24 protein-coding genes are annotated in these 26,195 nt (G+C 75.9%); 16 read left to right on the top strand and 8 right to left on the bottom strand.

Features of this window, described 5'->3' with window-relative positions:
- The first annotated feature begins 160 nt into the window (after positions 1-160).
- From IEZ00_RS29495 to IEZ00_RS29485, 3 genes are all read left to right on the top strand, one after another.
- Positions 161-598, top strand: coding sequence for a hypothetical protein (locus IEZ00_RS29495; protein ID WP_189226618.1), 438 nt, complete (start codon positions 161-163; stop codon positions 596-598).
- A 125-nt stretch (positions 599-723) separates the two neighbouring features.
- On the top strand, positions 724-1,374 hold the full coding sequence (locus IEZ00_RS29490; RefSeq protein ID WP_189226617.1) for a DivIVA domain-containing protein: 651 nt from the start codon (positions 724-726) through the stop codon (positions 1,372-1,374).
- Positions 1,371-2,213, top strand: a complete 843-nt coding sequence (locus IEZ00_RS29485; RefSeq protein ID WP_229796208.1) for a DUF3152 domain-containing protein — start codon at positions 1,371-1,373, stop codon at positions 2,211-2,213. The genes IEZ00_RS29490 and IEZ00_RS29485 overlap by 4 nt, the downstream gene beginning before the upstream one ends.
- An 88-nt stretch (positions 2,214-2,301) precedes the next feature.
- Here IEZ00_RS29485 and IEZ00_RS29480 read toward each other — a convergent pair whose 3' ends face one another.
- The 3 genes from IEZ00_RS29480 to IEZ00_RS29470 all read right to left on the bottom strand — a co-directional run bounded on the left by IEZ00_RS29480 (position 2,302) and on the right by IEZ00_RS29470 (position 6,084).
- Complete coding sequence (locus tag IEZ00_RS29480) at positions 2,302-2,925, bottom strand: TVP38/TMEM64 family protein (RefSeq protein ID WP_189226616.1); 624 nt, start codon at positions 2,923-2,925, stop codon at positions 2,302-2,304.
- Positions 2,922-5,117: a heavy metal translocating P-type ATPase gene (locus tag IEZ00_RS29475; protein ID WP_189226670.1), complete on the bottom strand. Its 2,196-nt coding sequence runs from the start codon at positions 5,115-5,117 to the stop codon at positions 2,922-2,924. The genes IEZ00_RS29480 and IEZ00_RS29475 overlap by 4 nt, the downstream gene beginning before the upstream one ends.
- A gap of 61 nt (positions 5,118-5,178) precedes the next feature.
- Entirely contained in the window at positions 5,179-6,084 is a 906-nt protein-coding gene (locus IEZ00_RS29470; protein ID WP_189226615.1) for a DUF8832 domain-containing protein, read from the bottom strand.
- 222 nt (positions 6,085-6,306) lie between these two features.
- Between IEZ00_RS29470 and IEZ00_RS29465 the strand changes: the two genes are divergently transcribed.
- The 9 genes from IEZ00_RS29465 to IEZ00_RS29425 are packed head-to-tail and all read left to right on the top strand — an operon-like array spanning position 6,307 to position 16,175.
- Positions 6,307-7,146 carry a hypothetical protein gene (locus IEZ00_RS29465; RefSeq protein WP_189226614.1) on the top strand — a complete coding sequence of 280 codons (840 nt, stop codon included), beginning with the start codon at positions 6,307-6,309 and terminating at the stop codon, positions 7,144-7,146.
- A complete protein-coding gene (locus tag IEZ00_RS29460; protein WP_189226613.1) occupies positions 7,143-8,093 on the top strand; it encodes a polysaccharide deacetylase family protein in 951 nt (316 codons plus the stop codon). The genes IEZ00_RS29465 and IEZ00_RS29460 overlap by 4 nt, the downstream gene beginning before the upstream one ends.
- Positions 8,026-9,297, top strand: a complete 1,272-nt coding sequence (locus IEZ00_RS29455; RefSeq protein ID WP_229796207.1) for an O-antigen ligase family protein — start codon at positions 8,026-8,028, stop codon at positions 9,295-9,297. The genes IEZ00_RS29460 and IEZ00_RS29455 overlap by 68 nt, the downstream gene beginning before the upstream one ends.
- A complete protein-coding gene (locus IEZ00_RS29450; protein ID WP_229796206.1) occupies positions 9,272-10,351 on the top strand; it encodes a glycosyltransferase in 1,080 nt (359 codons plus the stop codon). The genes IEZ00_RS29455 and IEZ00_RS29450 overlap by 26 nt, the downstream gene beginning before the upstream one ends.
- Positions 10,348-11,274, top strand: coding sequence for a hypothetical protein (locus IEZ00_RS37330; RefSeq protein WP_229796205.1), 927 nt, complete (start codon positions 10,348-10,350; stop codon positions 11,272-11,274). Before IEZ00_RS29450 ends, IEZ00_RS37330 begins: the two co-directional genes overlap by 4 nt.
- Positions 11,271-12,530 carry a glycosyltransferase 87 family protein gene (locus IEZ00_RS29440; protein ID WP_229796204.1) on the top strand — a complete coding sequence of 420 codons (1,260 nt, stop codon included), beginning with the start codon at positions 11,271-11,273 and terminating at the stop codon, positions 12,528-12,530. Before IEZ00_RS37330 ends, IEZ00_RS29440 begins: the two co-directional genes overlap by 4 nt.
- Positions 12,527-13,954, top strand: coding sequence for an oligosaccharide flippase family protein (locus tag IEZ00_RS29435; RefSeq protein WP_229796203.1), 1,428 nt, complete (start codon positions 12,527-12,529; stop codon positions 13,952-13,954). The genes IEZ00_RS29440 and IEZ00_RS29435 overlap by 4 nt, the downstream gene beginning before the upstream one ends.
- Entirely contained in the window at positions 13,951-15,081 is a 1,131-nt protein-coding gene (locus IEZ00_RS29430) for a glycosyltransferase (RefSeq protein ID WP_189226612.1), read from the top strand. Before IEZ00_RS29435 ends, IEZ00_RS29430 begins: the two co-directional genes overlap by 4 nt.
- On the top strand, positions 15,078-16,175 hold the full coding sequence (locus IEZ00_RS29425; RefSeq protein ID WP_229796202.1) for a glycosyltransferase family 4 protein: 1,098 nt from the start codon (positions 15,078-15,080) through the stop codon (positions 16,173-16,175). Before IEZ00_RS29430 ends, IEZ00_RS29425 begins: the two co-directional genes overlap by 4 nt.
- A gap of 53 nt (positions 16,176-16,228) precedes the next feature.
- On the opposite strand, the gene IEZ00_RS29420 is transcribed toward IEZ00_RS29425, so the two are convergent.
- Both IEZ00_RS29420 and IEZ00_RS29415 read right to left on the bottom strand, forming a co-directional pair.
- A complete protein-coding gene (locus IEZ00_RS29420) occupies positions 16,229-17,479 on the bottom strand; it encodes a putative glycoside hydrolase family 15 protein (protein ID WP_189226611.1) in 1,251 nt (416 codons plus the stop codon).
- On the bottom strand, positions 17,461-18,894 hold the full coding sequence (locus IEZ00_RS29415) for an exopolysaccharide biosynthesis polyprenyl glycosylphosphotransferase (RefSeq protein WP_189226610.1): 1,434 nt from the start codon (positions 18,892-18,894) through the stop codon (positions 17,461-17,463). Before IEZ00_RS29415 ends, IEZ00_RS29420 begins: the two co-directional genes overlap by 19 nt.
- Positions 18,895-19,150: 256 nt before the next feature.
- On the opposite strand from IEZ00_RS29415, the gene IEZ00_RS29410 reads away from it, so the two are divergent.
- Together IEZ00_RS29410 and IEZ00_RS29405 are read left to right on the top strand one after the other, a co-directional pair.
- Complete coding sequence (locus IEZ00_RS29410; protein ID WP_209617400.1) at positions 19,151-19,966, top strand: glycosyltransferase; 816 nt, start codon at positions 19,151-19,153, stop codon at positions 19,964-19,966.
- A 10-nt stretch (positions 19,967-19,976) separates the two neighbouring features.
- Entirely contained in the window at positions 19,977-21,269 is a 1,293-nt protein-coding gene (locus tag IEZ00_RS29405; RefSeq protein WP_189226609.1) for an FAD-dependent oxidoreductase, read from the top strand.
- On the opposite strand, the gene wecB is transcribed toward IEZ00_RS29405, so the two are convergent.
- Complete coding sequence (gene wecB, locus IEZ00_RS29400) at positions 21,235-22,713, bottom strand: non-hydrolyzing UDP-N-acetylglucosamine 2-epimerase (RefSeq protein WP_229796201.1); 1,479 nt, start codon at positions 22,711-22,713, stop codon at positions 21,235-21,237. The two genes, IEZ00_RS29405 and wecB, sit on opposite strands and share 35 nt — an antisense overlap.
- 237 nt (positions 22,714-22,950) lie before the next feature.
- Here wecB and IEZ00_RS29395 point away from each other — a divergent pair, with 237 nt between their 5' ends.
- Positions 22,951-23,901, top strand: a complete 951-nt coding sequence (locus IEZ00_RS29395) for a lysyl oxidase family protein (protein WP_189226608.1) — start codon at positions 22,951-22,953, stop codon at positions 23,899-23,901.
- A 28-nt stretch (positions 23,902-23,929) separates the two neighbouring features.
- Here IEZ00_RS29395 and IEZ00_RS29390 read toward each other — a convergent pair whose 3' ends face one another.
- Both IEZ00_RS29390 and IEZ00_RS29385 read right to left on the bottom strand, forming a co-directional pair.
- The gene (locus IEZ00_RS29390; protein ID WP_229796216.1) at positions 23,930-24,349 is read right to left on the bottom strand and encodes a DUF6292 family protein; all 420 of its coding nucleotides are present in this window, start codon (positions 24,347-24,349) and stop codon (positions 23,930-23,932) included.
- 111 nt (positions 24,350-24,460) lie between these two features.
- The gene (locus IEZ00_RS29385; RefSeq protein WP_189226606.1) at positions 24,461-25,234 is read right to left on the bottom strand and encodes an alpha/beta fold hydrolase; all 774 of its coding nucleotides are present in this window, start codon (positions 25,232-25,234) and stop codon (positions 24,461-24,463) included.
- Between the two features lie 133 nt (positions 25,235-25,367).
- Here IEZ00_RS29385 and IEZ00_RS29380 point away from each other — a divergent pair, with 133 nt between their 5' ends.
- Entirely contained in the window at positions 25,368-26,111 is a 744-nt protein-coding gene (locus IEZ00_RS29380) for an alpha/beta fold hydrolase (protein ID WP_189226605.1), read from the top strand.
- Positions 26,112-26,195 lie beyond the last annotated feature (84 nt).

The raw sequence follows: 26,195 nt of genomic DNA, 5'->3' as shown, positions 1-26,195 counted from the left end.
CGGCAGGCGTGATCGGATCGCTTTCCTCAGCATCCCGGCACATTACGCCGGAAACCGCCGGACCTCGCGCCGGCTAACACCTTCGGGCGACTTCTCGGTTCCCGCCCCCGGCACGGGGTATGAACGCCTCCCAGACTCCGCACAGATCCGGGGGGGCCTGATGACGCGCAACACCAGGCGGGTCCGCACCGCGGCCGCGCTCGTGCTCCTGCTGGCGGCGAGCGCGACGGCGGCGCTGGCGGCGCACGCGCGGTGGACGGTCCTGACCGTGCACGGGCTCGGTGACGGGACGGTGCTCACGGCGGCGGACTTCGGCCGCGTCCAGGTGTCCACCGGCGATCCCGCGCTGCTGGACGAGGCCGTCGTGCTGCTGGACGGGATGCCGGTCCGGCCCGCGCGGGTGGACGGCCGGATCTCCTTCCGGGGCTTGGAGTTGTCCGAGGGCAGGCACCGCCTGCTGGTGCGCGTGCCCAGCCGCGTGCCGCTGCTGCCGGGCGGCCTGGCGGAGCGCCGGTTCACCGTGGACAGCGGGCCGCCTGCCGCCGAGGGGTGGAAGGGATCTTCGAGCTCACCACGGTGGAGTACCACTCGTCGCTGAGACGGGTGATCGCTCACCAGAACGGGCGCTCCTGGTCCGAAAACCGTCTCGTGAGGGGTGTCGACGGGTACACCGGTCAGCACGACCGCTCTGGCGCTCGGCAGGGGCAGAGAAGGGCAGCAGACATGGGTATCGACGAATTCTTGAGCTACTCCGACATGTCCTTCCGCCTCCAGTGGCGCGGCTACCACAAGCGCGAGGTGGACGAGGAGCTGGCGCGGTTGGTGCAGGAGCTGGAGGTGCTCAGGACGGATCGGGACGCCGCGGTGGCGATGGTCGACGACCTCACCCGGCAGCTCGAGGCGACCCGCTCGGAGCTGGGCGAGTACCGGGTGCTGCACGCCGGCTACTCCAGGGAGAACACCGTCTCCGGCTGCATCCGCTACCTGATGCACGTGGCCAAGCAGAAGGCCGAAGCGGTGGAGACCTCGGCGCGCAGGCGCAGCGAGGAGATGCTCCGGCAGGCCGAGGAGGTCGCCGCGCGGCAGGCCGTGCTGCTGGACGAGACCGAGCAGGAGACCCAGCGCAGGCTGGCCGAGGCGACCCGGCGCGCGCAGGAGATCGTGCAGGCCGCGGTGGTGGAGTCGCGCAGCCTGGTGGCGGACCTGGTGCAGCGGCAGGAGCTGCTGGACCGGTGGTGCGCGGAGATCGAGACGCCGCTGGACGTGCCCGCGCCCAGGGAGTCGGTGATCTCCGGCCCGATGCGCAGGCTGACCGCGCTGGGCGAGGCGGCCTCCGGGCACCACCGGATGGGTGTGGTCGGGGAGACCACGTGAGCGGTCCGGACTGGCCCGCGGGGTTCTCCGGCGAGCTGCCCGCCCGACCGGCCGGGGGCGGGCGGCGGGTGCCGCGCCTGCCGGTCCTGTTCGCGGTGTGCGTGGTGCTGACTGCGGTGGTGGTGCTGGAGGTCCGCGACCGGCCGCCCCCCGCGCCGACGCCCGCTGGGCCCGCGCCGCAGGCGGCCGCGGCGGGCCCGGCCCACCCGGTCGGGGGAACCGGACCGGAACTGCCCGCCGGCGTGCCGTTCCCGGAACGCGGCCACGGCACCTGGCACCGGGCGCCGGGGCCGCACGGCACCTGGGGCGCAGGGCCGGTGCGCACCTTCGCCGTGGAGGTGGAGGACGGCGTCGACCTGCCGCACGGCGACGACTCCTTCGCCGCCGTCGTGCACCGGGTGCTGCTCCACCCGCGCGGCTGGGCGAGCACCGGCCGGGTCGCGCTGCGGTCCGCCGAGACCGGGGAACCGGACCTGCGGATCAGGCTGGCGTCCCAGTGGACCGCGCGCTCGGTGTGCGGCTTCGACCTGCCCTACGACACCTCGTGCCACGTCGACGGCGGCGTCTACCTCAGCGCGGCGCGCTGGTTCCGCGGCGCGCACAGCTTCGGCGACGACCTGAGCGGCTACCGCGCCTACGCGGTCAACCACGAGGTGGGCCACTACCTGGGTCTCGGGCACGAGGTGTGCCCCGAGGACGGCGCGCCCGCGCCGCTGATGATGCAGCAGACGTTCAGCACGGGCAACGACGAGCTGGCCGACATCACGGCGGCGCTGCCGCAGGGGGTCGTGGTGCCCAGGGACGGCCGGGTCTGCACGCCCAACTCCTGGCCGGGCTGACGCCGCGGCCGGGGGGCGGCGACCGGGGAGGCGGTGATCGGGGAAGCGCTCGGCCGAGCGAATCACCGCCTCCACCGGGCGAGCGGGGTCAGCGCGCGCGGCGGGCGACGGCGAAGCCGACCAGGGCGGGCAGCGCCACCGCCGCGCCCGCCAGCGCCCACCCGGCGGGCGACATCGAGCCCAGCGAGGAGCCGGTGGTCGTGTAGACCAGCGTGGCAGGCACCACGCCCACCGCCGTGCCCAGCGCGAACGCGCCCACGCGCAGCCCGCTCAACCCGGCCGCGTAGTTGACCGCCCCGAACGGCACCACCGGCAGCAGCCGCAAGCCGATCACCGCCCACACCCCGCGCCGCTCCAGCGCCGCGTCCACCGCCGCGAACCGCCCCCGCCGCAGCCTGTCGCGCACCGCGTCCCTGCCCAGCGCGCGTGCCACCGCGAAGCTGGCCACGGCCCCGGCGGTCACCCCGGCGACCACCACGACCGCGCCGAGCACCGGCCCGAAGGCCACCCCGCCCGCGACGCTGAGCACCGGCTTGGGCACCAGGGCCACCGATCCCGCCGCGCACACCACGGCGAACGCCAGCGGCGCGGCGGGGCCCGCGGCCGCGGCCCAGTCGCGCAGCCGCGCCACGTCCGGCGTCACCCCGGTGAGGACGGCCACCGCCAGCGCCGCCACCACCAGCACCAGCGCGCCGAGCCGCAGCGCCCTCACCCGGTGCGGTCCGCGGTGCCGCGGAAGCCGCGCAGCCGCAGGCTGTTGGTGACCACGAACACCGACGACAGGGCCATCGCCCCGCCCGCGATCATCGGGTTGAGCAGGCCGGCGGCGGCCAGCGGCAGCCCGGCGACGTTGTAGGCGAACGCCCAGAACAGGTTGCCCTTGATGGTGGCCAGGGTGCGCCGGGACAGCCGGATCGCGTCCACCGCGGCGCGCAGGTCGCCGCGCACCAGGGTCAGGTCCGCCGCCTCGATCGCCACGTCGGTCCCGGTGCCCATGGCCAACCCCAGGTCGGCCTTGGCCAGCGCGGCGGCGTCGTTGACCCCGTCGCCGACCACCGCGACGACCCGGCCCCGCCGCTGCAGCCGCGCGACCACGTCCACCTTGTCCTGCGGCAGCACCTCGGCGATCACCTCGTCGACGCCGACCTCCGCCGCGACCGCCCGCGCCGCGGCCTCGTTGTCGCCGGTCAGCAGCACCGGCTCCAGGCCGAGGGCGCGCAGCTCGCGCACCGCCCGCGCCGAGGTCGGCTTGACGGTGTCGGCCACCACCAGCACCGCGCGGGCCCGGCCGTCCCAGGCGGCCAGCACCGCCGTGCGGCCCTGCTCCCGCGCCCGGCGCAGCTCCCCGGCCAGCTCCTCGGTCGGGTGAACGCCCCACTCGGCCAGCAGCTTCTCGCGCCCGACGACGAGCGCGCGTCCCTCGACCACGCCGCGCACGCCCAGCCCCTCGGCGTTGGCGAACTCCTCGACGGGGGGCAGCTCGCCGACCCGCGTGGCCGCGCCCTCCGCGATCGCCTGGGCGACCGGGTGCTCGGAGGCGTGCTCCAGCGCGCCGACCAGCCGCAGCACCTCGTCCTCGTCCTCGCCCGCCGCGGGGCGCACGGCCACCAGGCTCATCCGGCCGGTGGTCACGGTGCCGGTCTTGTCCAGCACCACGGTGTCCACCCGCCGGGTCGACTCCAGCACCTCCGGGCCCTTGACCAGCACGCCCAGCTGCGCGCCGCGGCCGGTGCCGACCAGCAGCGCGGTCGGCGTGGCCAGCCCCAGCGCGCACGGGCAGGCGATGATCAGCACCGCGACCGCGGCGGTGAACGCGGCCGAGGGGCCCGCGCCCGCGCCCAGCCAGAACGCCAGCGTGCCCACGGCCAGCGCGATCACGATCGGCACGAACACCGCCGAGATCCGGTCGGCCAGCCGCTGCACCTCCGCCTTGCCGCTCTGCGCCCGCTCCACCAGCTCGGCCATCCGCGCCAGCTGGGTGTCCGCGCCGACCCGCGTGGCGCGCACCACCAGCCGCCCGCCCGCGTTGACCGTCGCGCCGACCACCGCGTCGCCGGGGCCCACCTCGACCGGCACGGACTCGCCGGTGAGCAGGCCTGCGTCGACCGCCGAGCTGCCCTCCTCGACCACCCCGTCGGTGGCGATCTTCTCCCCCGGCCGCACCACGAACCGGTCCCCCACCCGCAGCTCCGCGACCGGCACGCGGACCTCGCGGCCCTCGCGCAGCACCGCCACGTCCTTGGCGCCCAGCTCCAGCAGCGCCCGCAGCGCGGCGCCCGCCCGCCGCTTGGCCCTGGCCTCGAAGTAGCGGCCCGCCAGGATGAACGTGGTGACCCCGGCGGCCACCTCCAGGTAGATCGCGCCCGCGCCGTCGGTGCGCTGGACGGTCAGCTCGAAGGGGTGGGTCATGCCGGGCGTGCCCGCCGTGCCCAGCAGCAGGGCGTACAGCGACCACAGGAACGCGGCGGTCGTGCCCAGGGAGACCAGCGTGTCCATGGTCGCCGCGCCGTGCCGCAGGTTGATCCACGCCGCGCGGTGGAACGGCCAGGCGCCCCACACCAGCACCGGCGCGGCCAGCGTCAGCGAGATCCACTGCCAGTAGGTGAACTGCAGGGCGGGCACCATCGCCATGGCGACGACGGGGACCGACAGCACCGCGGAGACGACCAGCCGCTGCCGCAGCGGACGCGTCGGGTCCTCCTGGTCCGGCTCCCGCTCCGGCTCGGCGGCGGGCAGGCTCGCCCCGTAGCCCGCGGTCTCGACCACCTCCACCAGCCGCTGGGGGTCCAGGTCGGCGGGGAAGCTCACCCTGGCCTTCTCGGTGGCGTAGTTCACCGAGGCGCTGACCCCGTCCAGCTTGTTGAGCTTGCGCTCGATCCGGGACGCGCACGAGGCGCAGGTCATGCCGGTGATCGCCAGCTCGACCTCCCCGACGGCGCTCCCGCGCGCCTCCTCGGTGGCGTTGTCAGTGGTCACGGCCGACCTCCACGGTGAACTCGGCGGTGCGCACCACGCCCGCGTGCTGGAAGTCCAGGAACAACCGGTAGGTACCCGCGGTGGGCACCTCCACCCCGAACGGGATCTCCGGGCCCGCCGCGCCCTGGCCTGGGTGGACGTGCAGGTAGCCCAGGTCGCCCTCGCGCAGCACCACGAGGTGCCCGTAGGAGCCCAGGTAGGGCTCCAGGTCGGTGACCGGGCCGCCGTCCTTGGCCACGGTCAGCCGGACGGGTGCCACGTGGCCCGCGGACAGCCGCCCGGTGAGCCGGACCTGGTAGCCGTCGACCTCGGCGGTCCACGACGGCTGGTGCGCCCTCGGCTCGAACGGGCCGGGGACGGAGATGTCCGCGCCCAGCGTGGTGGGCCTGCCCCCGGTGGGGGCGAAGTCGGCGAAGACCCGGTAGGAGCCTGCCTCGGGCAGGGTCAGCGGCACCGACCACGTGCCGTCGGCGGCCATGTCCGGGTGCACGTGCTGGAAGCCCGTGGTGTCGCGGCGCACGACGACCAGGTGCATCCGCTTGTCGTGCGCGACGTCGAACCCGGTCACCGCGGCGCCGTCCCGGCCGGTGATCCGGAAGGCGAAGGTCGTGGTGGTCCCGGCGGGCAGCGTCGTGGTCGCGGGCACGAGGGTGTAGCCGCCCTCGGACGAGGCCAGCCCGGCGGGCGGCGCGTCGCTGTGCCCGTCGCCTGCCCCGTCGCCGTGCCCGTCGTCCGCGCTGCCCGTGGCGGCGTGGTCGTCCCCGTGGCCCGCCGCGGGGCCGCTCGCGGCGGGCTCCGCGCGCAGGGGGCCGACCGCGGCGCCCACCCCCCAGGCGCCGCCCGCGACCAGGGCGAGCGCCGCGCCGTAGGCGGCGAGCTTCGCTGGTGTGTTCATGTCCGTCCTTCGACCCGGCCCTTCCCGTGGGCGCGGCCACCCGCACCCCCGCGCATTTATACCCCAAGGGGGTATAGCGACTCCACCGCGGGGCCCGCCGGACCGACAACGGGTGATCATGCTGCCCGATCGAGTGATCTGTGCCGTCGCCGAAAAGCACAGGCCAGAGGCTGCTCATACGCTGCTGTCCAGTCGACACCGGCCGTCCCAGGGAAGTGTTGCGTGGTGGGTCACCTCGAACTCGCGGCCTCCGCCGCGATGTCCGCGCTCGGGGTCGTGGCGCAGAGCGTCGCGGCCCGGAGGGCCGACCGGCGGCCCGGCAACGACCCCGGCCTGCTGGCCAGGCTGGCCGCCGACCGGCTCTACCTGCTCGGGTTCGCCGCCCAGGTCGGCGGGTTCGCGCTGGCCTTCCTCGCCCGCTCCTCGCTGCCGCTGTACCTGGTGCAGGCGGGCTCGTCCTGCGCGGTCGGCCTGGCCACCGCGTTCGGCGTGCTGGTGCTGGGCTGGCAGGTGCGCGCCGCGGAGCTGGCGGTGCTCGGGCTGATGGCGCTGGGCCTGCTGCTGCTGGTCGCCGCGGCCACCCCCTCGCAGGCCCGCGACATCCCGGTCGGCGTGGGTTGCGCCGTGCTCGGGCTGCCGCTGCTGGCCGCGGTGCTGGTGCTGCGCGCCCGCCGCGCGGCGGGGGTGGTGGGCCTGGCGGTGCTCGCGGGCGGCGCGTTCGCCGTCGTCGCCATCACCAGCCGCACGCTGGCCGACGGGCCGCTGCTGCGGCTGCCGCTGCAGCCGCTGAGCTGGCTGATGGTGGCGGCCGCGCTGGTCGGCCAGGCGTGCATGGCGGTGGCGCTGCAGCGCGGCTCGGCGACCTCGGCGGTGGCCGCCATGGACGCCACCACGGTGGTGCTCACCTCGGTGGTGGGCATCGCCACCCTGGGCGACCGGATCGCACCGGGCCGCGAGTGGTGGGTGGTCGCGGGCGTGTCCCTGGTGGTGGTGGGGGTGCTGGCGCTGGGCTCGGTGCGGCGGGACGCCCCGGCCGCGGTCGTGGCGCGGGAGGTCGGGTGAACGTCGCCAGCGTGTCCCTGGACCTGGACAACCTGTGGGCCTACTTGAAGACCCACGGCGACCCGGCGTGGGAGCGGCGCCCCAGCTTCCTGCCCGCCGCGGTGCCCCGGCTGCTGGAGGTCTTCGCCGAGCAGGGGCTGACCGCCACCGTGTTCGTGGTGGGCGCGGACGCCGAGCGCGACGACGGCGCGGCGGCGGTCGCGTCGATCACCGCCGCCGGGCACGAGGTAGCCAACCACTCGCACCGGCACGAGCCGTGGCTGCACCGGTACTCCCGCGCCGAGCTGGCCGAGGAGGTGGCCCGCGCAGAGGAGGCGATCACCGCGGCGGGCGCGCCGCGGCCGGTGGGCTTCCGCGGCCCCGGCTACAGCGTCACCCGCGACCTGCTGGAGGTGCTCGCCGAGCGGGGCTACCGCTACGACGCGAGCACCCTGCCGACCTGGATCGGCCCGCTGGCCCGCGCCTACCACAACCGCACCGCGCCACCCGGCGCCGAGCGGGACGGGCTGTTCGGCGGGTTCTCGCGGGTGCTCGCCCCCAACGCCCCCTACCGCTGGCGCACCGCCGCGGGCGAGCTGGTGGAGCTGCCGGTGACCACGATGCCGCTGCTGCGGGTGCCCATCCACGGCTCCTACCTGCTGCAACTGCACCAGGTCTCGCCCCGGCTGGCGCGCGGCCACTTCGGCGCGGCGCTGCGCCTGTGCCGGGCGCTGGGGGTCTCGCCGTCGCTGCTGCTGCACCCCACCGACGTGCTGGGCGCGGCCGAGGCGCCGGGCATGGAGTTCTTCCCCGGCATGGCCGTGCCGGGCGCGCGGAAGGTCGAGCTGCTGCGGTGGGTGCTGGCCGCGCTGCGACGGCACTTCGAGGTGGTGGGCACCGGTGAGCACGTGGCCCGCGCGGGCAGCGGGCTGCGCGACCGGGACGCCGGTCGACTGGCCCGGTGCTGAGCTGATGGGCACGGCGGTCCTGCGGGCGCTGGCCTGCCTCACCGTGGCGCTGGCCCCGGTCGAGGGCTACCTGCTCCAGGTGCACCCGCAGCTGGCCAAGGTGCCGTCCGCGCTGCTGGTGTTGGCCTGGATCGCGGTGCGGGCGCGACAGCGCCGGGCACCCGAGGCGCACCCGGTGCACGCGGTGCTGGCGCTGCTGACCCTGGTGCTGCTCGCCTCGTCCGCGGTGCACGCGGGCGGGCCGTTCGCCCTGGCGTACCTGCCGCGCTGGCTGCCGTTCCTGGTGGTGACGGTGGTGCTGGTGGACGTCGCGGCGCGGGAGGTCCCGATCCGCGCCCTGCTGGCCGCCACTGTCGCGGGGGCGAGCGCGGCGGGCGCCGGGGCGCTGCACAGCCTGGTCGCGGATGGGGCGACGCGGGCGAGCGGACCGCTGCAGGACCCCAACGACCTGGCCTACTTCCTGGTGGGCGCGCTGCCGCTGCTGGTGGCCCTGCTGCCCGACCGGGAGTCGCCCGACCGGGGCCGCCGCCGGGCACTGCTCGCGGTCGCCGGCGTCGTGCTGGTGGCGGGCGCGGCGGCGACGTTCTCCCGTGGCGGCGCGCTCGCGCTGGCCTGCGCGGTGGCGTGGCTGGTGGCGCGCCGCGCGCTGCCGCTGCGCGCCGTGGCCGTCGGGGCGGTGGCGCTGGCCGGGCTGGCGGGCGTGGTGGCGCTGCTGGCCGGACCGGTGCTGGACAAGGCGGTGCGGGAGAAGGAGCACATCGCGGGCACCAACGTGGACACCCGCGAGCTGCGCTGGCAGGCGGCCGCGCGGATGCTGGCGCGGCAGCCGGTGCTCGGCGTCGGGCCGGGCGGGTTCCGCGACGGCTACCCCGCCGCCTCGCACAACGCCGAGGTCGACGAGCAGACCCCGGTGGCGCACAACATGTACCTCGAAGTCGGGGCCGAGCTGGGCGTGCCGGGCCTGGCGCTGTTCCTCGGCCTGATCGCCACCACCGCGGTGATCTCGCAGCGGTGGGCGCGGGCCGGTCCCGACCCGCGCCCCGCGGTGGCCGTGCAGGCGTCGCTGATCGCCGTCGTGGTCGCCTCCGCCTTCCTGTCCCAGCAGTACTACCTGCCGCTGTGGGCGCTGGTGGCCGTGGCCGCCGCCGCCGACCTGCGGCTGAGGAGGACGATCGCCGGTGCGCGTGCTGCACGTGATCAGTGAGATGGGCGCGGGAGGCGCCGAGGCGCTCGTCGCGGGCATGGCCCGCGCGGGCGCGGAGTTCGGCTGGCGGTCGGCCGTGGCCAGCGGCGGCGGACACCGCGCGGACGCGCTGCGGGCGTCGGGCGTGCCCACGTTCCCGGTGCCCGTGGCCCGCCGCAGGGCCACCGGCGTGCTGCGCGCCGCGACGGCGACCAGGGCGGCCGTGCGCGGGTTCCGCCCGGAGGTGGTGCTGGCCCACAACGTCTCGGCCAGCCTGGTGGCCCGGCTCGCGGCGCTGCCCCGGCGGCTGCCGGTGCTGACGGTCTTCCACGGCGTGGCGGAGGCGGACTACCCGCGCGCGGCGCGCGTGCTCAAGCGGACCTCGCGCGCCGTGGTGGCGGTCGCCGCGGCGACCGCCGACCGGCTGCGCGCGGCCGGGCTGACCGCCCCGGCCCCGGTGGTGATCCCCAACGCGGTGTTCACCCAGCCGCCGCGCGGCGACCGGGACGCGCTGCGCGCGCGGCTGGGGACCGCGCCGGACGTCCCGGTCGCGCTGTGCCTGGCCCGGTTGGAGCCGCAGAAGCGGCACGACGTGCTGCTGCGCGCGTGGGCCGAGGTCGGCGGCGACGCGGTGCTGTGGCTGGCGGGCGACGGCAGCCTGCGCGCCGAGTCGCAGCGGCGGGCCTGCGAGCTGGGTGTGGCGGGGCGGGTCCGCTTCCTGGGCACCCGCTCGGACGTGCCCGACCTGCTGGCCGCCGCCGACGTGACGGTGCTGACCAGCGACTGGGAGGGGATGCCCGTGGCGGTGCTGGAGTCGCTGGCGGCGGGCCGCCCGGTGGTGGCCACCGGGGTGGACGGGGTGCGCGAGGCGCTGGCCGGTGGCGGCGGGATCGTGGTGCCCCGCCGGTCCCCCGCCGCGACCGCCAAGGCGCTGCGGGAGCTGCTGTTCGACGCCGGGCTGCGGGCGCGGATGGCCGCCGAGGGCCTGGCGGCGGTGCGCCGCGACCACGACCCCGATGCGTTCATGCGCTCCTACGACGAGCTCCTGCGCGCCACGATCGGAGGTCTGCGGTGAAGACGTGGCTGAACCGGGTGCTGAGGGCGCTGCGGCACGGGGCGCTGAGGGTGCTGCGGCACGAGGCGGTGGTGCTGGGCGTCGCGGCGGCGCTGCTGGCGGGCGCGGGCGTGCTGGCCGCCGTGGCGCTGCGCGGCGAGCAGCACGAGAGCAGGCTCAGCCTGCTCGCCGGGCCGACCCCCGGCCAGGGCGGGACGGGCCAGTACGGCGAGGTCGTCGCCCTGGGCGTGCCCGCGCTGGCCGAACTCGCGCGCAGCCCCTCCGTGCTCGGCACCGCCGCGGCGGCCTCCGGCACGAGGCCGGAGGAGCTGGCCGAGCACGTGGGGGTGGAGCTGGTGCCCGCGTCCGGCCTGGCCCGGCTCTCGGTGCGCGCGCCGTCCGCCGAGCAGGCCGCGCGGGCGGTGTCCGCGCTGGCCGCCGCGGTGATGTCGATCGACCTGCTCGCGCCGGAGGGCGAGCTGCGGCTGCTGGACGACACCCCGGACACCCACCAGGTGGCGCCGGACCACGCGCTGGCCGTCGGACTGGCGCTGGCCGCCGCCGCGCTGTCCGGGGTGTCCACCGCCGCCGTGCTGCACCTGCGCCGGACGCGGTCCGGCGACGCGGTGCGCGCCGCCCTGACCTCCGCCGGGGTGCGGCGCCCGGTGGCGGTGGTGCGGGACGAGGACCCGGCGGTGACCGAGCGGCTGACCGTGCTGTGCGAAGCCGCGGCCCGGCCCACGCGCGTGCTGGCGGTGGTGCCGGAGCTGGCGGAGCGGGCCGAGGAGCTGGCCCAGCGACTGCCGGACAAGACCGGTGAACCGGGCGAGGGCGGTGCGGTGATAGCGGTGGTCCACGGCGCGGCGCCCCGGCAGGACGAGCTGGCCGCGGTGGCGGGCGCGCTGCGGCCGGACACGAGCATCGTGGCGGTGGTGCTGGCGTGAAGCACCGCACGGCGATCACCGCGCTGGTCGCGGTCGTGGGCGCGGTCAACGCGTGGCGGGCGCTGCGCCCGTCGTGGCAGGTGCCGCTGCCCACCCCGGCCACCAAGCCCGAGGAGCGGATGCAGGACTTCCGCGACGCCCTCTACTACCCCGTCCGCGAGTTCCTGGCCGGGGGCAACCCCTACGACCCGGCCGCGATGTTCGCGCACTGGCCGGTGCGCCAGAACTTCAACCTCTACCAGCCCTACCACCTGGTGCTGCACCTGCCGTTCGCGCTGCCGGGCTACCGGGTCGGCGCGGTGGCCTTCGCGCTGGCCTCGCTGGTGCTGCTGGTCGCGCTGGCGGTGCTGGCCGCGAGCCGGGCCCGGCTGCCGCTGGTGCTGGGCTCGGTCGGGGTGGCCGCGCTGCTGGTGGTCAGCCAGGTGGGCAAGGCCCAGCTCTACGTGGGGCAGGTCAACCCGCTGGTGGCGCTGGGCGCGGCGGGGGCGCTGGCGGCGCGGGCCCGCCACCCGAGGTGGGCGGCGCTGGCCCTGGCGCTGGCGTGGCTCAAGCCGCAGTTCGGGTTCCCGCTGGCGCTGCTGCTGTTCGCGCGCGGGTCGCGGAGGGTGGCGTTGACCGGCACCGGCCTCGCGGCGGCGGCCAGCCTCGTCGTGGTGGTGCCGATGGTGGTGCGCGGTGGCGGCGTCGGCGCGTTCCTGGACGTGATAGCGGCCAACCTCGCGCACGCCAGCCACACCTCCTACGGCGCGGTCGACTCCCCCACCGGGCAGCGGGTGGACGTGGCGGCGGTGCTGTTCCGGGTCACCGGCTGGCTGCCGCCCGCGGCCGAGGCGCTGGCCCTGGTCGGTGTGCTCGCGGCCAGCGCGGTGCTGGCGCGGCGGCTGGACCGCGACGCCGATCCCGGCGCGGGCGCGGTGGCGGACCTGCTGACCTGCGTGGCCGTCGTGGTCGCCGTGGTGCACCAGCCCGGTGACGTGCTGATCGCGGTGCCCGCCATGGTGGCCGTCGTGGCGCTGTGGTGGCGGCGGCGCGGCGAGCGGGACTGGCGCGTGGTGGGCCTGGCCGTGGCCGCGCTGGCGGTGCCGTTCGCGCACCTGCACCTGGTCGACACGGCCATCCGCGCGCTGTTCGGCGGCCGGGTGGGCGTCACCGTGGACGGGGTGGCGGTGGTTGCGGCCTGGGTGCTGCTGGTGGTCTTCGCCGCCGGACGCGCCCGCGCGCGGCGGTCCGAACCGGTCCTCAGCGCGCGGACGTGACGCAGCGGCTCGGGAAGCGGACCGTCCGCGGCTCGCTGTGGCTGTTCCTGGTCAACCTGGTCAGCAAGGGCAGCCAGGTGGTGGTGACGCTGGCGCTGGCGGCCCTGCTCACCGAGGAGGACCTTGGCCTGGTGGCCCTGGCGGTGGCGGTGGTCAACATCGGCCAGGTCGTCCAGTCGATGGGCGTCTACGACCTGGTCAGCCGCACCCGGCGGGACCCGCGCGCGATGGCGGGCACCCTGCTGGCGCTCAGCGCCGGGACGGGCGTGGTGCTGGCGCTGGCGCTGCTGCTGGCCGCCGGGCCGGTCGCCGCCGCGCTGGGCACGCCCGCCGCCGCCCCGCTGGTGCGGCTGGTGGCGGTGAGCCTGCCGTTCACCGCGGCGGGCGGGGTGCAGCTGGCGCTGGTGCACCGGGACCTGGACTTCCGCCGCCGCCTGCTGCCGGACTCCGGGAGCGCGGTGCTGGGCGCGGCGGTGACGGTGGCGCTGGCGGTGGCGGGCGCGGGGCCGTACTCGCCCGCCATCGGGCTGCTGTGCGCGGCGGTCGCGCAACCGGTGCTGGCGGCGCTGGTCGGGGTGCGGCCCAGGCCGGGCTGGGACCGGGGCTGCGCGGTCGAGGCGGTGCGCTGGATCGCCGTGGTCGGTCCGGCCGCGGTGGTGGCGGTGCTGCTGGTGAACGCCGACTACCTGGCGATCGGGCACGTGCTCGGGCCGGGCGCGGTGGGGGTGTACTCGCTGGCCTACCGGATCGCCTGGGTGCCCTACATCGTGGTGGCGGTGGTGCTCGGCGGGGTCGCGTTCCCGCTGTGCGCCCGACTGGTCCGCGACGGCCGCCGGGCCGACCTGCCCTCGGCGGTCGGCCGCTTCACGCACGCCGTGCTGGTGCTCACCGGTGGTCTCTACGCGGTCGTCGCGCTGCTGGCCGACCGGGTGGTGGTGCTCGGCCAGCGCTGGGCGCCCGCCGCGGGGCCGCTGTTCCTGCTGTGCGGCTACGGGTTGGGCCTGAGCCTGCTGCACGTGTGGGGGGAGGCGTTGCGGGCCGCCGGGCACGCCCGCGCGCACCTGGCGCTGGCGGTGGCGCACCTGGTGGTGCTGACGGCCGGGTTGGCCTCGGCCACCCGATTCGGCGTGCTGGCGGTGGCGGCGGTCCAGGTGGCGGCGGTGTGGTCGCTGGTCCCGGTGGCCTGGTGGGTGCTGGCGCGGCGCGGGCTGGCCCCGCCCCCGGCCCGGCTGGTCCGGATGGCGCGCGGCGTGCTGCTGGCCGCCTGCTGCTGCGCGGCGCTGTCCTTCGTGCTCGACGGCTGGTTCGCCGCCTCGGCGGGGGGCGCTGTGGTGGAGGGGTTCGTTCTGGTGCTCGGTTATGCCGCGGCGGTGCTGGTGACCGACCGGGACGCGGTGCGGGAGTTGCGGGAGGTGCGGCGGTGAGGGTTCTGCACGTGACCCAGCCGGTTGACGCGGGAGTGGCGGCGGTGGTGCGGGAGCTGGTCGCCGCGCAGCGGCGCCTGGGCTGGTCGGTGGACGTGGCCTGCCCGCCCGGCCGGTTGGCCGAGCGGCTCCGGGAGGTCGGGGCCGGGCTGCACCGCTGGTCCGCGACCCGTGACCCCGGCCCGCGCACGCTCGCTGAAGCGGTGCGGCTGTGGCGGATCATCGCGCGCCTGGCGCCCGACGTGGTGCACCTGCACAGCTCGAAGGCCGGTCTGGTGGGCAGGCTGGTGGTGCGGGGTGCCCGCCCGACGCTGTTCCAGCCGCACCTGTGGTCGTTCCAGACCGCGACCGGGGCGCTGGGCGGCGCGGCGCGGGCGTGGGAGCGGTGGGCCTCCCGCTGGACGCACCGGCTGGTCTGCGTCAGCGACGACGAGCTGGCGCAGGGCCGGGCCGCGGGGGTGGTGGCGCGGGCGGAGGTGGTGTGCAACGGCGTCGACACCACCCGCCTGCTGCCCGCCGACCGCGGGGCCGCGCGGCGGCGGCTGGGGTTGGCCGACGCGCCCACCGCGGTGTGCGTGGGCAGGCTCGCCCCGCTCAAGGGGCAGGACCAGCTGCTGGCGGCGTGGCCCGCGGTGCTGGCCGCGGTGCCGGACGCGCGGCTGGTGCTGGTGGGCGACGGGCCGATGGGGGCGCGCTGGCGGGCCCAGTGGCAGGCCCAATGGCAAACCCGGTGGCAGACCGGCGGCGGGCGCGAGTCGGTGCTGTGGTGGGGCCACGACGACGCGGTGGCGGAGTTCTACGCCGCCGCGGACGTGGTGGTGCTGCCCTCGCGCGCCGAGGGCATGGCGCTGGTGCCCCTGGAGGCGATGGCCTGCGGGCGCCCGGTGGTGGCCTTCGACGTGGGCGGGGTGCGGCAGAGCGTGGCGGGCGCGGGCGCGGTGGTGCCCGCCGGGGACGTAGCCGCGTTGGCCGGGGCGATCGCCGCGCGGCTGGCCGACCGGCGGCTGGCCGACCGCGAGGGCGCCGTTGGGCGGCTGCGCGCCGAGTGCCTGTTCGACCGGGGGCGCGTGGTGGAGCAGGTCAACGCGCTGGTGGAGGAACTCGTCGCCCGCGAGGTGACCGGGTGAGCGGGCGGTTGCGCGTGGCCTACCTGGTGACCCAGGACCGCGGCGGGCCGGTCGACGTGACCGTGCGGCTGGCCCGCGCGCTGCTGGCGTCCGGCCGGGCGGAGGTGCGGGTGTTCGGCCCGCCGCCCGCGCGGGCGGCGGACTCGCTGGCGCGGCACCACGAAGCGGTCGAGGTCCCGCGCAAGGGCGACCTGCGTGCGGGGCGGCGGGCGCGGGCGGCGCTGGCCGCGTGGCGGCCCGACGTGGTGCACGCCCAGGACCGCCGCGCGGGGTTGGTCGGCGCGGGGCTGCGGTCGCGGTGCCCGGTCGTGCACACCTACCACGGGGTGCCCGACGACGTGGGCGAAGCGTGGTTCCGCGGTGCGCCGGGAGCGGCCGGTCCCTCGGCGTACACCCGGACCGTGCTCGCCGCGGACGCCCTCGTCGCCCGTGCCGTGCACCGGACGGTGGTGCCCGCCGCGGCGATGGGGCGGTTCCTGCGCTCGCGGCTGCGCGTGCCTGCGAACCGCTTGGCGCACATCGACAACTGCGTCGACCCGGTCGACGCGCGCCCGCCCGCCGGACCGGTGCGCAAGTTGCTGTTCGTCGGCCTCCTGGTGCGGCGCAAGGGGTTGTCCACGTTGCTGCGCGCGCTGGCCGCACCCGGCACCACGCCGCCGGACGCGACGCTGACGGTGGTCGGCGACGGTCCGCAGCGCGCGGAGGCCGAGGCCGAGGCGCTGCGGTCGGGGTGCCGGGTGGAGTTCCTCGGGTTCCGCGGTGACGTGCCGGACCTGGTGCGCGAGCACGACGCGCTGGTTCTTCCGTCCATGATGGAGCAGCAGCCGCTGGTGGTCGCCGAGGCGATGGCGGCGGGCAAACCGGTGCTGGCCACCGACACCGGGGGTGTCGCGGAGATGCTGGGTGGAGCGGGTCTGCTGGCCGCGCCGGGTGACGTGGCCGACCTCGCGGTCCGGCTGCGGGCCCTGTTCGCCGACACCGATCCCGGACGCACCGGCCGCCTGCTGGCCGTTCGGGCGCGGGAGCGGTTCGATCCCGAGGTGTGCGCGCGACGCCACCTGGAGCTGTACCACGACGTGCTGGAGCACGCCTGATCCACAGTGGTCGCCTACCGCGCGAACCGAGCGTTCGTGACGTCGGGTGGTGGTTACCGGCCCTGCGGGGTGGGACGGGTGGTACTTGCAGGCGGGGTGGGTGGGGTCAGGATCAGGGCGTCGGCTGCGGGCAGGTCGAGCGGGGCTTCCGCAATGGCCGCCACGGACGCGGTGGCCGCCACGTCGGCGGGCGGGGTCACGCGCGCGGTCGTCCCGGTCGGGTTCACCGCGACCCACCCGTGCGCGTACCGCCGCGTCCACACCCCGGACGGCAGCCTGCGGGCCGCCTCGACCGCCTCCCCCAGCCCGGTCCCCTGGTGGGGTGACCAGTCCGGGTCGCGGTAGTCCGGTGTCCGCGCCCCGCTCCAGCACGTGCGCGGGCCCGCCAGCAGCGCGGCCGCGGCGTAGCCGACCCGCTCGTCCCGCCCGCCCTCGACGGGCGTCACCAGCAGCAGCCACGACCGGCCGAGCGCGGCCGAGGCGCGCAGCTGCTTCCACTCGTCGCCGCGGAAGGTCAGCACCCCGCCTGCCCCGTCGTCGCCGCGCAGGCCGAAGCTCTCCTCCATGCCACCGCCGTGGCGGGAGTGCGCCGACCACCGGCCCGGCGTCAGGCGGGACTCTGAGATGTTGGGGACCAGCACCTTCCCGGCCCGCCGCAGCGCCTCGCCTGCGGTGGCCACCAGCGCGTCGAGCCCGCCGCGCAGCACCCGGTCGGTCTCCTCGGCGTCCGCGGTGCCCGAGAGCACCGCGTCGGAGTAGTGCCGCAGCGTGCTGAAGTCGTTGTCCGCCAGCACCCCGTCCCACCCCTCGCGGACCACCTCGGCGAGCACCGCCGCCGTCCAGCTCTCCCGGTAGCCGGGGTGCCACACCGCCATCTGCCAGTGCCGGGGGTAGGACCGCCACTCGATGCGCCGCCCGGTGCCGTCCAGCGCGAACCACTCGGGGTGCCCGTCCTCGGCGGCGTGGTAGCCCACCCCGGTGGGCAGGTAGCGCGCGTCGCGCTCGCCGTGCACCGCGCCGGGGTAGTCGCGGGTGCTGGCGAGGTCCTTGTAGACCAGCACCGTGATCTCCGGGTTGAGGGCGCGCAGCCTGCGCATCGCGGCGGTCTCGGTCGCGTTGAGCACCACCAGGTCGTAGTGCCGCGCGGCGAACCCGATCTCCGCCGGGGTCGGCGGCTCGCCGATGCCGTACCACCACGCGCACGGCGCGGCCGGTGCGGGTGGCGCGTCCGGGGCGGAGCCGGAGAGCAGCCCGAGCAGCAGCAGTGCGGTGGCGCAGCAGCGGCTCAGCGATTTCTTCGGCACACCAGCTCCCCCACCGTCAGCAGCAGGATTTTCACGTCCAACCACAAAGACCAGTTGGCTATGTAGTAGTTGTCGTAGCGCGAGCGGTCGACGATGGAGGTGTCCCCCCTCAGGCCGTGCACCTGGGCCAGCCCGGTCAATCCGGTCGGCACCCGGTGGCGGGCCCAGTACAGCTCGTGGATCGCGGAGAACTGGCGCACGAAACCCGGCCTTTCCGGGCGCGGTCCGACAATGGACATGTCGCCCCGCAGCACGTTCCACAACTGCGGCAGCTCGTCCAGCGAGGTGCGCCGCAGGAACCGGCCGACCGGCCCCACCCGCCGGTCGCCCACCACCGACCAGCGGACCTGGGAGTCGTCCTCGCCGCTCATCCGCACGCTGCGCAGCTTGTAGAGCACGAACGTGCGGTCGTCCATCCCGACCCGCACCTGGCGGAAGATCACCGGCCGCCCGCTCTCCAGCAGCACGGCCAGCGCGCACAGCGCCAGCACCGGGGCCAGCGCCACCAGCGCGCAGGCCGCCAGCACCAGGTCGAACACCCGCTTGAGCCACCAGCTGGGGCGGGCGGTCGGGGCGGTGCCCAGCCGCATCAGCGGGTAGCTGCGCAGCCGCTCCACGTCGGGCCCGTCCTGGTAGAGCTCGTACATCCGGGGCACCACCAGCGCCGTGCAGCGCAGCCGGTGGGCGGTGATGGCCGATTCCACCACCGGCGAGTCGCGGGCGTGGGAGAAGGCCAGCACGACCGTGCCCACGCCCAGCCGGACGATCTCGTCGGCCAGTTCGCCGTCGAGCAGCCGCACCGGCAGCGAGGCCGGGTCGCGCACCGGCTCCGGGTCGACGAACCCGACCGGGAGCAGGCCGAACTCCGGGTGCGCCTGCATGGCGCGGACCAGGTCCACCCCCACCTTGCCCGCGCCGACCACGATCGCCCGGTCGCAGCGGCGCAGCTTGCGCCTGCACCAGCGGCCGAAGGCGAACACCGCCAGCCGGGCGGGCTCGCTCAGCGCGGCGAAGGCCAGCACCGCCCACTGGGCCGAGGTCGCCTCGGCCGAGGGTGCGACCAGCGCGATCACGGTGACCAGCGCGAACGCGGTCGCGGTCGCCGCGGCGGAGCGGGGCAGGTCCTGGAACCAGGACAGCCACAGCCGCCTGCGGTAGAGCCTGCGGCCCGCCCGCACGCCCAGCAGCGCGGCAACCACCACGGCCGTCCAGCCCGCGTCGAGACCGAGGCGGGCGGAGGCGACCACCGCCGCGAGCGCCTCGACGGCCACGAGCAGCACCGCCACGGCGTTGACCCGCCGCAGCACCACGTGCGCCGGGGCCCGCTCGGCAGGCCGTCCCGGCAGCCGCGCCTGCCACCTCCTCGGCCTCGGCACCGAGGGCGACGCCGTCGCCGAGTCCACGCCGTTCGCCATGATCCGCCCTTCACCCAACCATTCGAGTTCACTCGAACGTGATTTTCCGATCATTAGGAGCACCTTTACGTGCAAGTCGCGGACTCGCACCACCTAATCGATTGAAAATCACCCCCCTCCGAGTGAGCCACCGCAAGGAATCGCACTGTTTTCGTTACGTGGGAAGACTTTAAATCATCCGACGCCACATAGCCCGTCGGCCCCGGCGGACCAATAATTCTGACCCGTGATCCGGCTTCAACGGAAATGAGGTCCCGTGGTTCCCGATGACACCGAGGTGCGCACCGCGCCGCAACCGGTCGAACCGAGCACGACGCGCACCCGAGGCCGGGCGCACGTCGTGCTGCCCGCCTACAACGAAGCGGCGTCGCTGCCCCCGCTGCTGCGCAGGCTCGCGGACGTGGCGCGCACCGAGGAGGTGACCGCATGGGTGGTCGACGACGGCTCCTCCGACGGCACCGCGGCCGCCGCCGAGGCGGTCCGCGGGCTGGACGTGCGGGTGGTGCGCCACCCGGTCAACCTCGGCCTCGGCCAAGCCGTGCAGTCCGGTCTGCGCGCCGTGCTGGCCGACGCCGACCGCGACGACGTGGTGGTCGTGATGGACGCCGACGACACCCACGACCCGGCGCTGATCCCCCGGCTGCGCGCCGAGGTCGCGCGCGGCGCCGACGTGGTGATCTGCTCGCGGTTCGTCGCGGGCGGCGACGACGCCACCGCGCCGCCGCACCGGCGGGCGCTCTCCCGAGGCGCGGCCGTGCTGTTCCGCCGGGTGCTGGCGGTGGAGGGGGTGCGCGACTTCACCAGCGGGTTCCGCGCCTACCGGGTCAGCCTGCTGCGGCGGGCCGCCGAGCACTGGGGCGAGCGGCTGATCGAGGAGCGCGGCTTCGCCTGCATGGTGGAACTGCTGCTCAAGCTCCGGCACTGCCGCCCGGTGATCACCGAGGTCCCGCTGGAGCTGCGCTACGACCGCAAGCGGGGCCCCAGCAAGCTCGCGCTGCGCCGCACCGTCGCGCAGTACCTGAGGCTGCTGGTCCGCGACCGGCTCGCGCCCGCCCCCTACCGGGCCCTGTGAGGTGGCCGCGATGAGGAGCGACGCGCCGCGCGTGGCGGTGGTCGGCGGCGGCATCTGCGGACTGGCCGCGGCGCACCGGCTGGCCCGCTCCGGCGTCCCGGTGACCGTGCTGGAGGGCAGCGACCAGCTCGGCGGGCTGGGCACCTTCGCCCCGTGGCGCGACACCTGGGTGGAGCGCTTCTACCACTGCGTGATGCCCTCGGACGAGCACCTGCTGGCGCTGCTGGACGAGCTGGGCCTGCACGGGGCCGTGCGCTGGCGGCGCACCGGGATGGGCATGGTGGTCGACGGCCGCCGCCACCCGTTCAACTCGGCGCTGGACCTGCTGCGGTTCACCCCGCTGGGGGTGTTGGACCGGCTCCGGTTCGGGGTGGTCACGCTGCTGCTGCGGCGGTTGGGCCGGGGCCGCGACCTGGACGCCACGCGCACCGAGGACTGGCTGCGCGGCCTGTACGGCGACGCGGCGTGGGAGACGCTGCTGGCGCCGCTGTTCGGCGCCAAGTTCGGGCCGTCCTTCGGCGACGTGCCCGCGCTGTACCTGTGGCAGCGGCTGGGCCGCGAGAGCAACGTCTCGGTGCGCGGATACCCCGCGGGCGGCTACAAGGCGGTCGTCGACGCGCTGAGGGCTGCCATCGAGGCCGAAGGCGGTGTGGTGCGCACCGGCTCCCCCGTGCTGCGGCTGGGCGGCGGCGGGGTGGTCGCGCTGGCCGACGAGGTGCTGCGCGCCGACCGGGTGATCTGCACGCTGCCGCTGCCCGCGCTGCGGCGGATCGCCGACGAGGAGCTGGCCGCCCGGCTGCCCGACCTCCAGCTGCCCTACCAGGGCGTGGTGAACGCGCTGTTCTTCCTGCGCAGGCCGCTGTCCGGGCACTACTGGACCCCGGTGGTGCGCTCGGGCGCGGACTTCGACGGCCTGGTGGAGATGTCCGCGCTGACCGGCGCGCTCGACGGGCGGCACCTGGTGTACGCCATGCGCTACACCGGTCGGGACTCCGCGCTCTACCACGAGGGCGACGAGGCGGTCGCGGCCCGGTGGACCGAGCAGCTGCTGCGCCTGCACCCCGACCTGGCCCCGGCCGACGTGGAGGAGGTGCGGGTGTACCGGGCCCCGTTCGTGGAACCGGTGTACCCGCTGGGGTTCCTGAGCAGGCAGCCGCCCGTGGAGCTGCCGGGGACCTCGCTCCTGCTGGCCACCACCGCGCACGTCTACCCGGCGGTGACCAGCTGGAACTCCAGCGTGCGGCTGGCCAACCGGGTGGCCGCCCTGGTCACCGCGTCGCCGCGAGGCGCGCCGCGGCCGTGAGCCCGCCGCCGACCAGCGGGCGCATCGCGGCGGCGATCAGCGCCGAGGGCGAGCCGCTGCCGTAGGGCGAGGGGATCTCGCGCAGCCGGGCGCGGTGCCCGGCCACGTCGTCCAGCCACTTCAGCGCCTCCTCGCCCACCCTGGGTCCGGGCGGGACCAGCGTGCCGAAGGTGCCCTCGATCTCCGGCCGCTCGGTGCTGCGCCGCACCACCACCACCGGCCGCTTGAGCACGCTGACCTCCTCCTGGATGCCGCCCGAGTCGGAGATCACCACGGCGGCGCAGCGGGTCAGCGCCAGGAACGCGCGGTAGTCCTGCGGCTCGACCACCCGCAACCGGTCGAGCAGGGCGCGCAGGCCGAAGGAGTCCACCCGCTTGGCGGTGCGCGGGTGCAGCGGCAGCAGCACCGGCAGCGGCAGCCGGACCAGCTCGCGCAGGACCGTCTCCAGGGTGGCCGGGTCGTCCACGTTCTCCGGGCGGTGCAGGGTGGCGATCGCGTAGCCGTCCTGCGCCAGGCCGTGCCGGTCCAGCACGGCGCTCTCCTCGTCGGGACCGGGCAGCGCGGCCTCCAGCGCTTCGACCACGGTGTTGCCGGTGACCGCGATGCGGTCCGCGGGCACGCCCTCGGCGAGCAGGTTCGCCCGGTTGAGCGGGGTGGGCGCGCAGCACAGGTCGGCGAGGTGGTCGATGAGCACCCGGTTGTGCTCCTCCGGCATGGCCCGGTCGTAGCTGCGCAGCCCCGCCTCCACGTGCACCAGCGGCAGGTCGTTGGCGTTGGCCGCCAAGGCGCCCGCCAGCGCCGAGGTCGTGTCGCCCTGCACCAGCACCGCGTCGGTGGCGTGGCGGGCGAGCACCTCGTCCACCGCGACCACGGCCCGGCCGAGCTGGGTGCCGCGCCGGACGCCGCCGAGGGCGAACTCGTGGAAGCTGCCCGGTTCGGCGACCCCCGCCAGTATGACCTCGTACATCGATCGGTCGTAGTGCTGTCCCGTGTAGACGATGGAGCACCGCTTGCCGAACAGGGCGACCAGCGGCGCGATCTTGATCAGCTCGGGGCGGGTGCCGCAGACCACCGTGACCGCACCCCCGCCCGCGGGCTGGGGCTGGAGGGTCAGCTCGGAGGGCCTGGTGCGGCCGGAGGCCAGGAAGTCCTCGTACGGCCGCTTGAGCACGGCGAGCGGGACCTCCGCGTGCGGCTGCTCGGACTCCGGGCACCAGAAGATGTCCGCCGAGCCGAGGAAGTCGGCGGGCACGTGCTGGCGGCGCACGCCGCGCGGGTGCCCCGCCACCCCGGTGTCGTTGACCAGGGTCAGCGGCGGCTCTTCGGCGAAGCGGGGCCGCGCCGCGTAGGCCAGGCCGACCTGACGGCCGCAGCGGCCCTGCGCGCAGCCGCACCGCAGCACCACGGCGACCTCCAACGCGCTGTCGCCCATCGGAACGCTCACAGCGAACGACAAGGCTCCCCTTTTCCCGTGGCGCGGGCCACGTCATGCCGACACGTCATGCCAGAAGCGAGCGCCTCCGCGCGAGGCGATGAGGACGTTAGGACGTCCGGCGGGGATTTCCCTTGTGGCTCAATCGATCGGGTGAACTCCGGCGTGCCGCGCGCTGCCGCGTCGCGCCGTGGTGGATACGGTTTGATCGCCCATTCCCGGCTCTACCAACGGATTTCGAGGACGGCGATGAGGAAGTACCCGGTCGCGCTGGCCGCCGCGCTGGTGGCGGCGGCGCTGGTGGTCGTGCCCCGCGCGCACGCGACCGCCGCCCAACTGCTGCCCGACCTGAGACAGGCGCCGGTGGGGTGCGATGGGGGCTTCATCGGAGACCTGAACCGCTGTGACAGCTGGGACGTGTGCGCGGTCGCCGACGCGAACGCGCCCAACGGCGACTGCCTGCTGACCGGCGCGATCCGCGCGGTGCGCCTGAGGTTCACCACCGCGGTGGACAACATCGGCGACGGCCCACTGCTGCTGCACGCCGAGCGCGCGAGCCGCGACGTGCCGACGATGACGGCCCGGCAGGCCTTCCAGTCCGGTTCGGACGGTTCGATCCCGTGGACCTTCGCGCAGGCCCAGCACCCGCTGCCCACCTCGGTGTACTACGAGCCCGCGCAGTCGCACCAGCACTGGCACCTGGGGGCGTTCAACCACTACCAGCTGCGCACCCCGCAGGGCGACGCGCTGGTGACCGACCGCAAGAACGGCTTCTGCCTCGGCGACCGGTACCGGGTCGCCGACCGGCTGGCCCACCGGCCACCGGGCGCCGGGCGGCCCGAGGACGCGCTGGCGGACTACCTGCGGGACAACATGTGCGGCCACCGCGCGCCCGAGGCGCTGTCGGTGACGCACGGGATCTCGGTCGGCTCGGGTGACGACTACGCGCACACCGTCGACTTCCAGTGGCTCGACATCAGCCGCGTGCCCTCGGGGGTCTACGACGTGGTGAACACGGTGAACGGCGACCGCAGCCTGGTGGAGCAGGACTACGGCAACAACTCCTCGTCGATGGCCGTGTCGATCCAGTGGCCGATGGGCGCGGCGCAGCCGCCCAAGGTCATCACCGCACCGCCGGTGGTGCGGGTGCTGGGTCACTGCCCCGGCACGGCGCGCTGCGCGGCCACGCTGCCGGGTTGAGGCGCGGCGTCCTGCCCAGGCGAGGGGATCAGGTGGCGCAGGGTCCGGTGGCGGAGGCGTAGGGCGCCAGGCGGCGCGGGAGGTCGTCGGCGGCGGGACGCGGGAGGGGCGGGGCCGGGGCGGGGACCTGCCCGTCGCGCAGCAGGCGCTCGACCCACCGGGCCACGCGGGAGGGCGGCGGCAGTACGTCACCACCCAGATGGGCGACCACGACCAGGTCCTCACCAGCACCCAGCTCCACCGCGACCGACCAGCCGCGCTGCTCGTCCCACAGCAGCGCCACGTCGCGGTCGGGGAACATCGCCACGTGCCCGTCCAGCGGCAGGTAGGCCGACGCGGGCTCCACCTGCACGCAGAAGCACTCGCCCCGCAGGCCGAGCGCCTCGCCGACCGTTCGCACGTAGCCGCGCAGACAGCGCGCCGGGTCGTCGTCGAAGTCGAACTCCATCACGCCATCGCCGCCTTCTTGACCCAACAGGGTGCAACGCGTCGACTGTTTGACGTAATGAAGCACATACCCCCGGACGAGGGATGGCAACCGCTGGGCTTACTGTTCCGATTAAGCAGGTGTGGGCACAGCCGCGTACGTCACCCGGTCGGGTACAGCCCATCGTGCGAGACGGGGTTCCAGGGCCCGGTACACGTCCGGGTCGAGGCCCATGCCGGTGTGCGTGCTGGACACCTCCACGCACTCGGCGAACGGTTCCTGGCACAGGTGCCAGGGCGCGATGCGGTCCTCCCGCGAGTACACCGCCACGGCGGGCACCTCCAGCGGTGCGGCCATGGCCGCGATGTTCTCCTCGAAGCAGGGCCCGGCGAAGCAGTCGCCGTCCAGCAGGCCGGGCAGCCCCGCGGCGGACAGCCGGGCCAGCGCCCGCGCCACCCGCACCACGCTGGGGTGCGCGCCCAGCGGGTCGAGCACGGGGCTGGCCAGCATCACCAGCCCGCGCACCAGCTCCGGTCTGCGCACCGCGACCAGCCTGGCCAGCCAGCCGCCTCGGCTCTGGCCCAGCAGCACCACCGGGCCGCCGGTGGCCTCGGCGTGCTCCCGCAGCCTGCGCTCGATCCGGTCGACCAGCTCGCTGGTGCAGCCGACGTTGAGGCCGATGCGGGCGGGGGCGGGCCGGTAGCCGCGGCGGCGCAGCCAGGTGGCGGTCAGCGCCAGGCTGGCGTCGCCGAAGCCGAAGCCGGGCACCAGCAGCACGCCCGTGCCCCGGCCCTGGTCGGGGTCGGCGGCCCGCCACACCGGGTCGCGCAGCAGCCTGGGGATGTCCATCATCGCCACCAGCACCTGCTCGCGGGTCGCGGCCCGCACCGCGTCGAGAACCCCCATCGGACTGCCCTCCCGTCGTGGATCGGTGCTCCTCGGAGTTCCCCCCTTCCGGCGGTTGAATCTTCGGCTGTGAAGCGGTTTCACCGCACAGTCAGGTGGAGATCCCCCGACCGGGCGATGGAAGGGGAACACCGTGCATGACGACGCGCCGCGCGCCCGGTGGGACGCGGGTGTCCGGAGCGTGACCGCGCCGGGACCGCGCGGCGGGCCGGTGGTGGCGCTGGTGCCCGGTCTGGGCGCGCTGGGCTACCTGACCGACACGCTGACCGCCTGCGGTGCGTGGGCGCGCTCGTTCCTGCTGGACCTGCCCGGTTTCGGCCACCCGCCGCCGAGGCCGTGCCCGCCGGAGGTCCCGGCCATCGCCGGCGCCGTGTCGCGCTGGCTGGACGCGGTTGCCCCGGAGGAGCCGGTGGTGCTCGTGGGTCACTCGACCGGGGCACAGGCCGCGTTGCGCGTGGCCGCCGGGCGGCCGGACCGCGTGCGGGCGCTGGTGCTGATGGGGATGACGTTCCCGCCCGAGCAGCGCCGGTTCCCCGGCCTGGCGCGGGCCGCCGTCCGCGACCTCGCGAGGGAACGACCGGTGCTGCTGCCGGTGGTGCTGCCGTACTACGCGCGCGGCGGCCCTCGGGGGCTGGCCCGCATCGTCCGCTCCGCCCAGCGCGACCAGCCCGAACGCACGATCCGCGAGGTGCGCTGCCCGGTGCTGCTGGTGCGCGGCGAGCAGGACACCTTCGCCACGCAGGACTGGGTGGACCGCCTCGCCGCCGCCGCGCCGGACGGCCGAGCGGTCACCGTGCCCGGCGCGCACACCTTCCCCTACCGCCGCGGCGGCCTCACCGCGGCCCTGATCGCCGACGCCGCCGACACGGCCCGATGAGCCCGCGGATCGGTACCCACCACCACCCGACCACCACGCGAGGCCGCGTCGGTCTGCCGGGCCGACTTCCCCAGCGGCCGAGCC

It is taken from the genome of Saccharothrix coeruleofusca (genome assembly GCF_014648515.1).
GTDB lineage: Bacteria > Actinomycetota > Actinomycetes > Mycobacteriales > Pseudonocardiaceae > Actinosynnema > Actinosynnema coeruleofuscum.
This window is presented reverse-complemented; position numbering and strand designations above follow the sequence as displayed.

Bases quoted from the DNA above. Each gene is read 5' to 3' on its own strand.
- IEZ00_RS29495 (WP_189226618.1), top strand. From the start codon at position 161: ATGACGCGCAACACCAGGCGGGTCCGCACCGCGGCCGCGCTCGTGCTC.
- IEZ00_RS29490 (WP_189226617.1), top strand. From the start codon at position 724: ATGGGTATCGACGAATTCTTGAGCTACTCCGACATGTCCTTCCGCCTC.
- IEZ00_RS29475 (WP_189226670.1), bottom strand. From the start codon at position 5,117: ATGACCTGCGCCTCGTGCGCGTCCCGGATCGAGCGCAAGCTCAACAAG.
- IEZ00_RS29470 (WP_189226615.1), bottom strand. From the start codon at position 6,084: ATGAACACACCAGCGAAGCTCGCCGCCTACGGCGCGGCGCTCGCCCTG.
- IEZ00_RS29415 (WP_189226610.1), bottom strand. From the start codon at position 18,894: ATGGCGAACGGCGTGGACTCGGCGACGGCGTCGCCCTCGGTGCCGAGG.
- IEZ00_RS29405 (WP_189226609.1), top strand. From the start codon at position 19,977: ATGAGGAGCGACGCGCCGCGCGTGGCGGTGGTCGGCGGCGGCATCTGC.
- IEZ00_RS29395 (WP_189226608.1), top strand. From the start codon at position 22,951: ATGAGGAAGTACCCGGTCGCGCTGGCCGCCGCGCTGGTGGCGGCGGCG.
- IEZ00_RS29390 (WP_229796216.1), bottom strand. From the start codon at position 24,349: ATGGAGTTCGACTTCGACGACGACCCGGCGCGCTGTCTGCGCGGCTAC.
- IEZ00_RS29385 (WP_189226606.1), bottom strand. From the start codon at position 25,234: ATGGGGGTTCTCGACGCGGTGCGGGCCGCGACCCGCGAGCAGGTGCTG.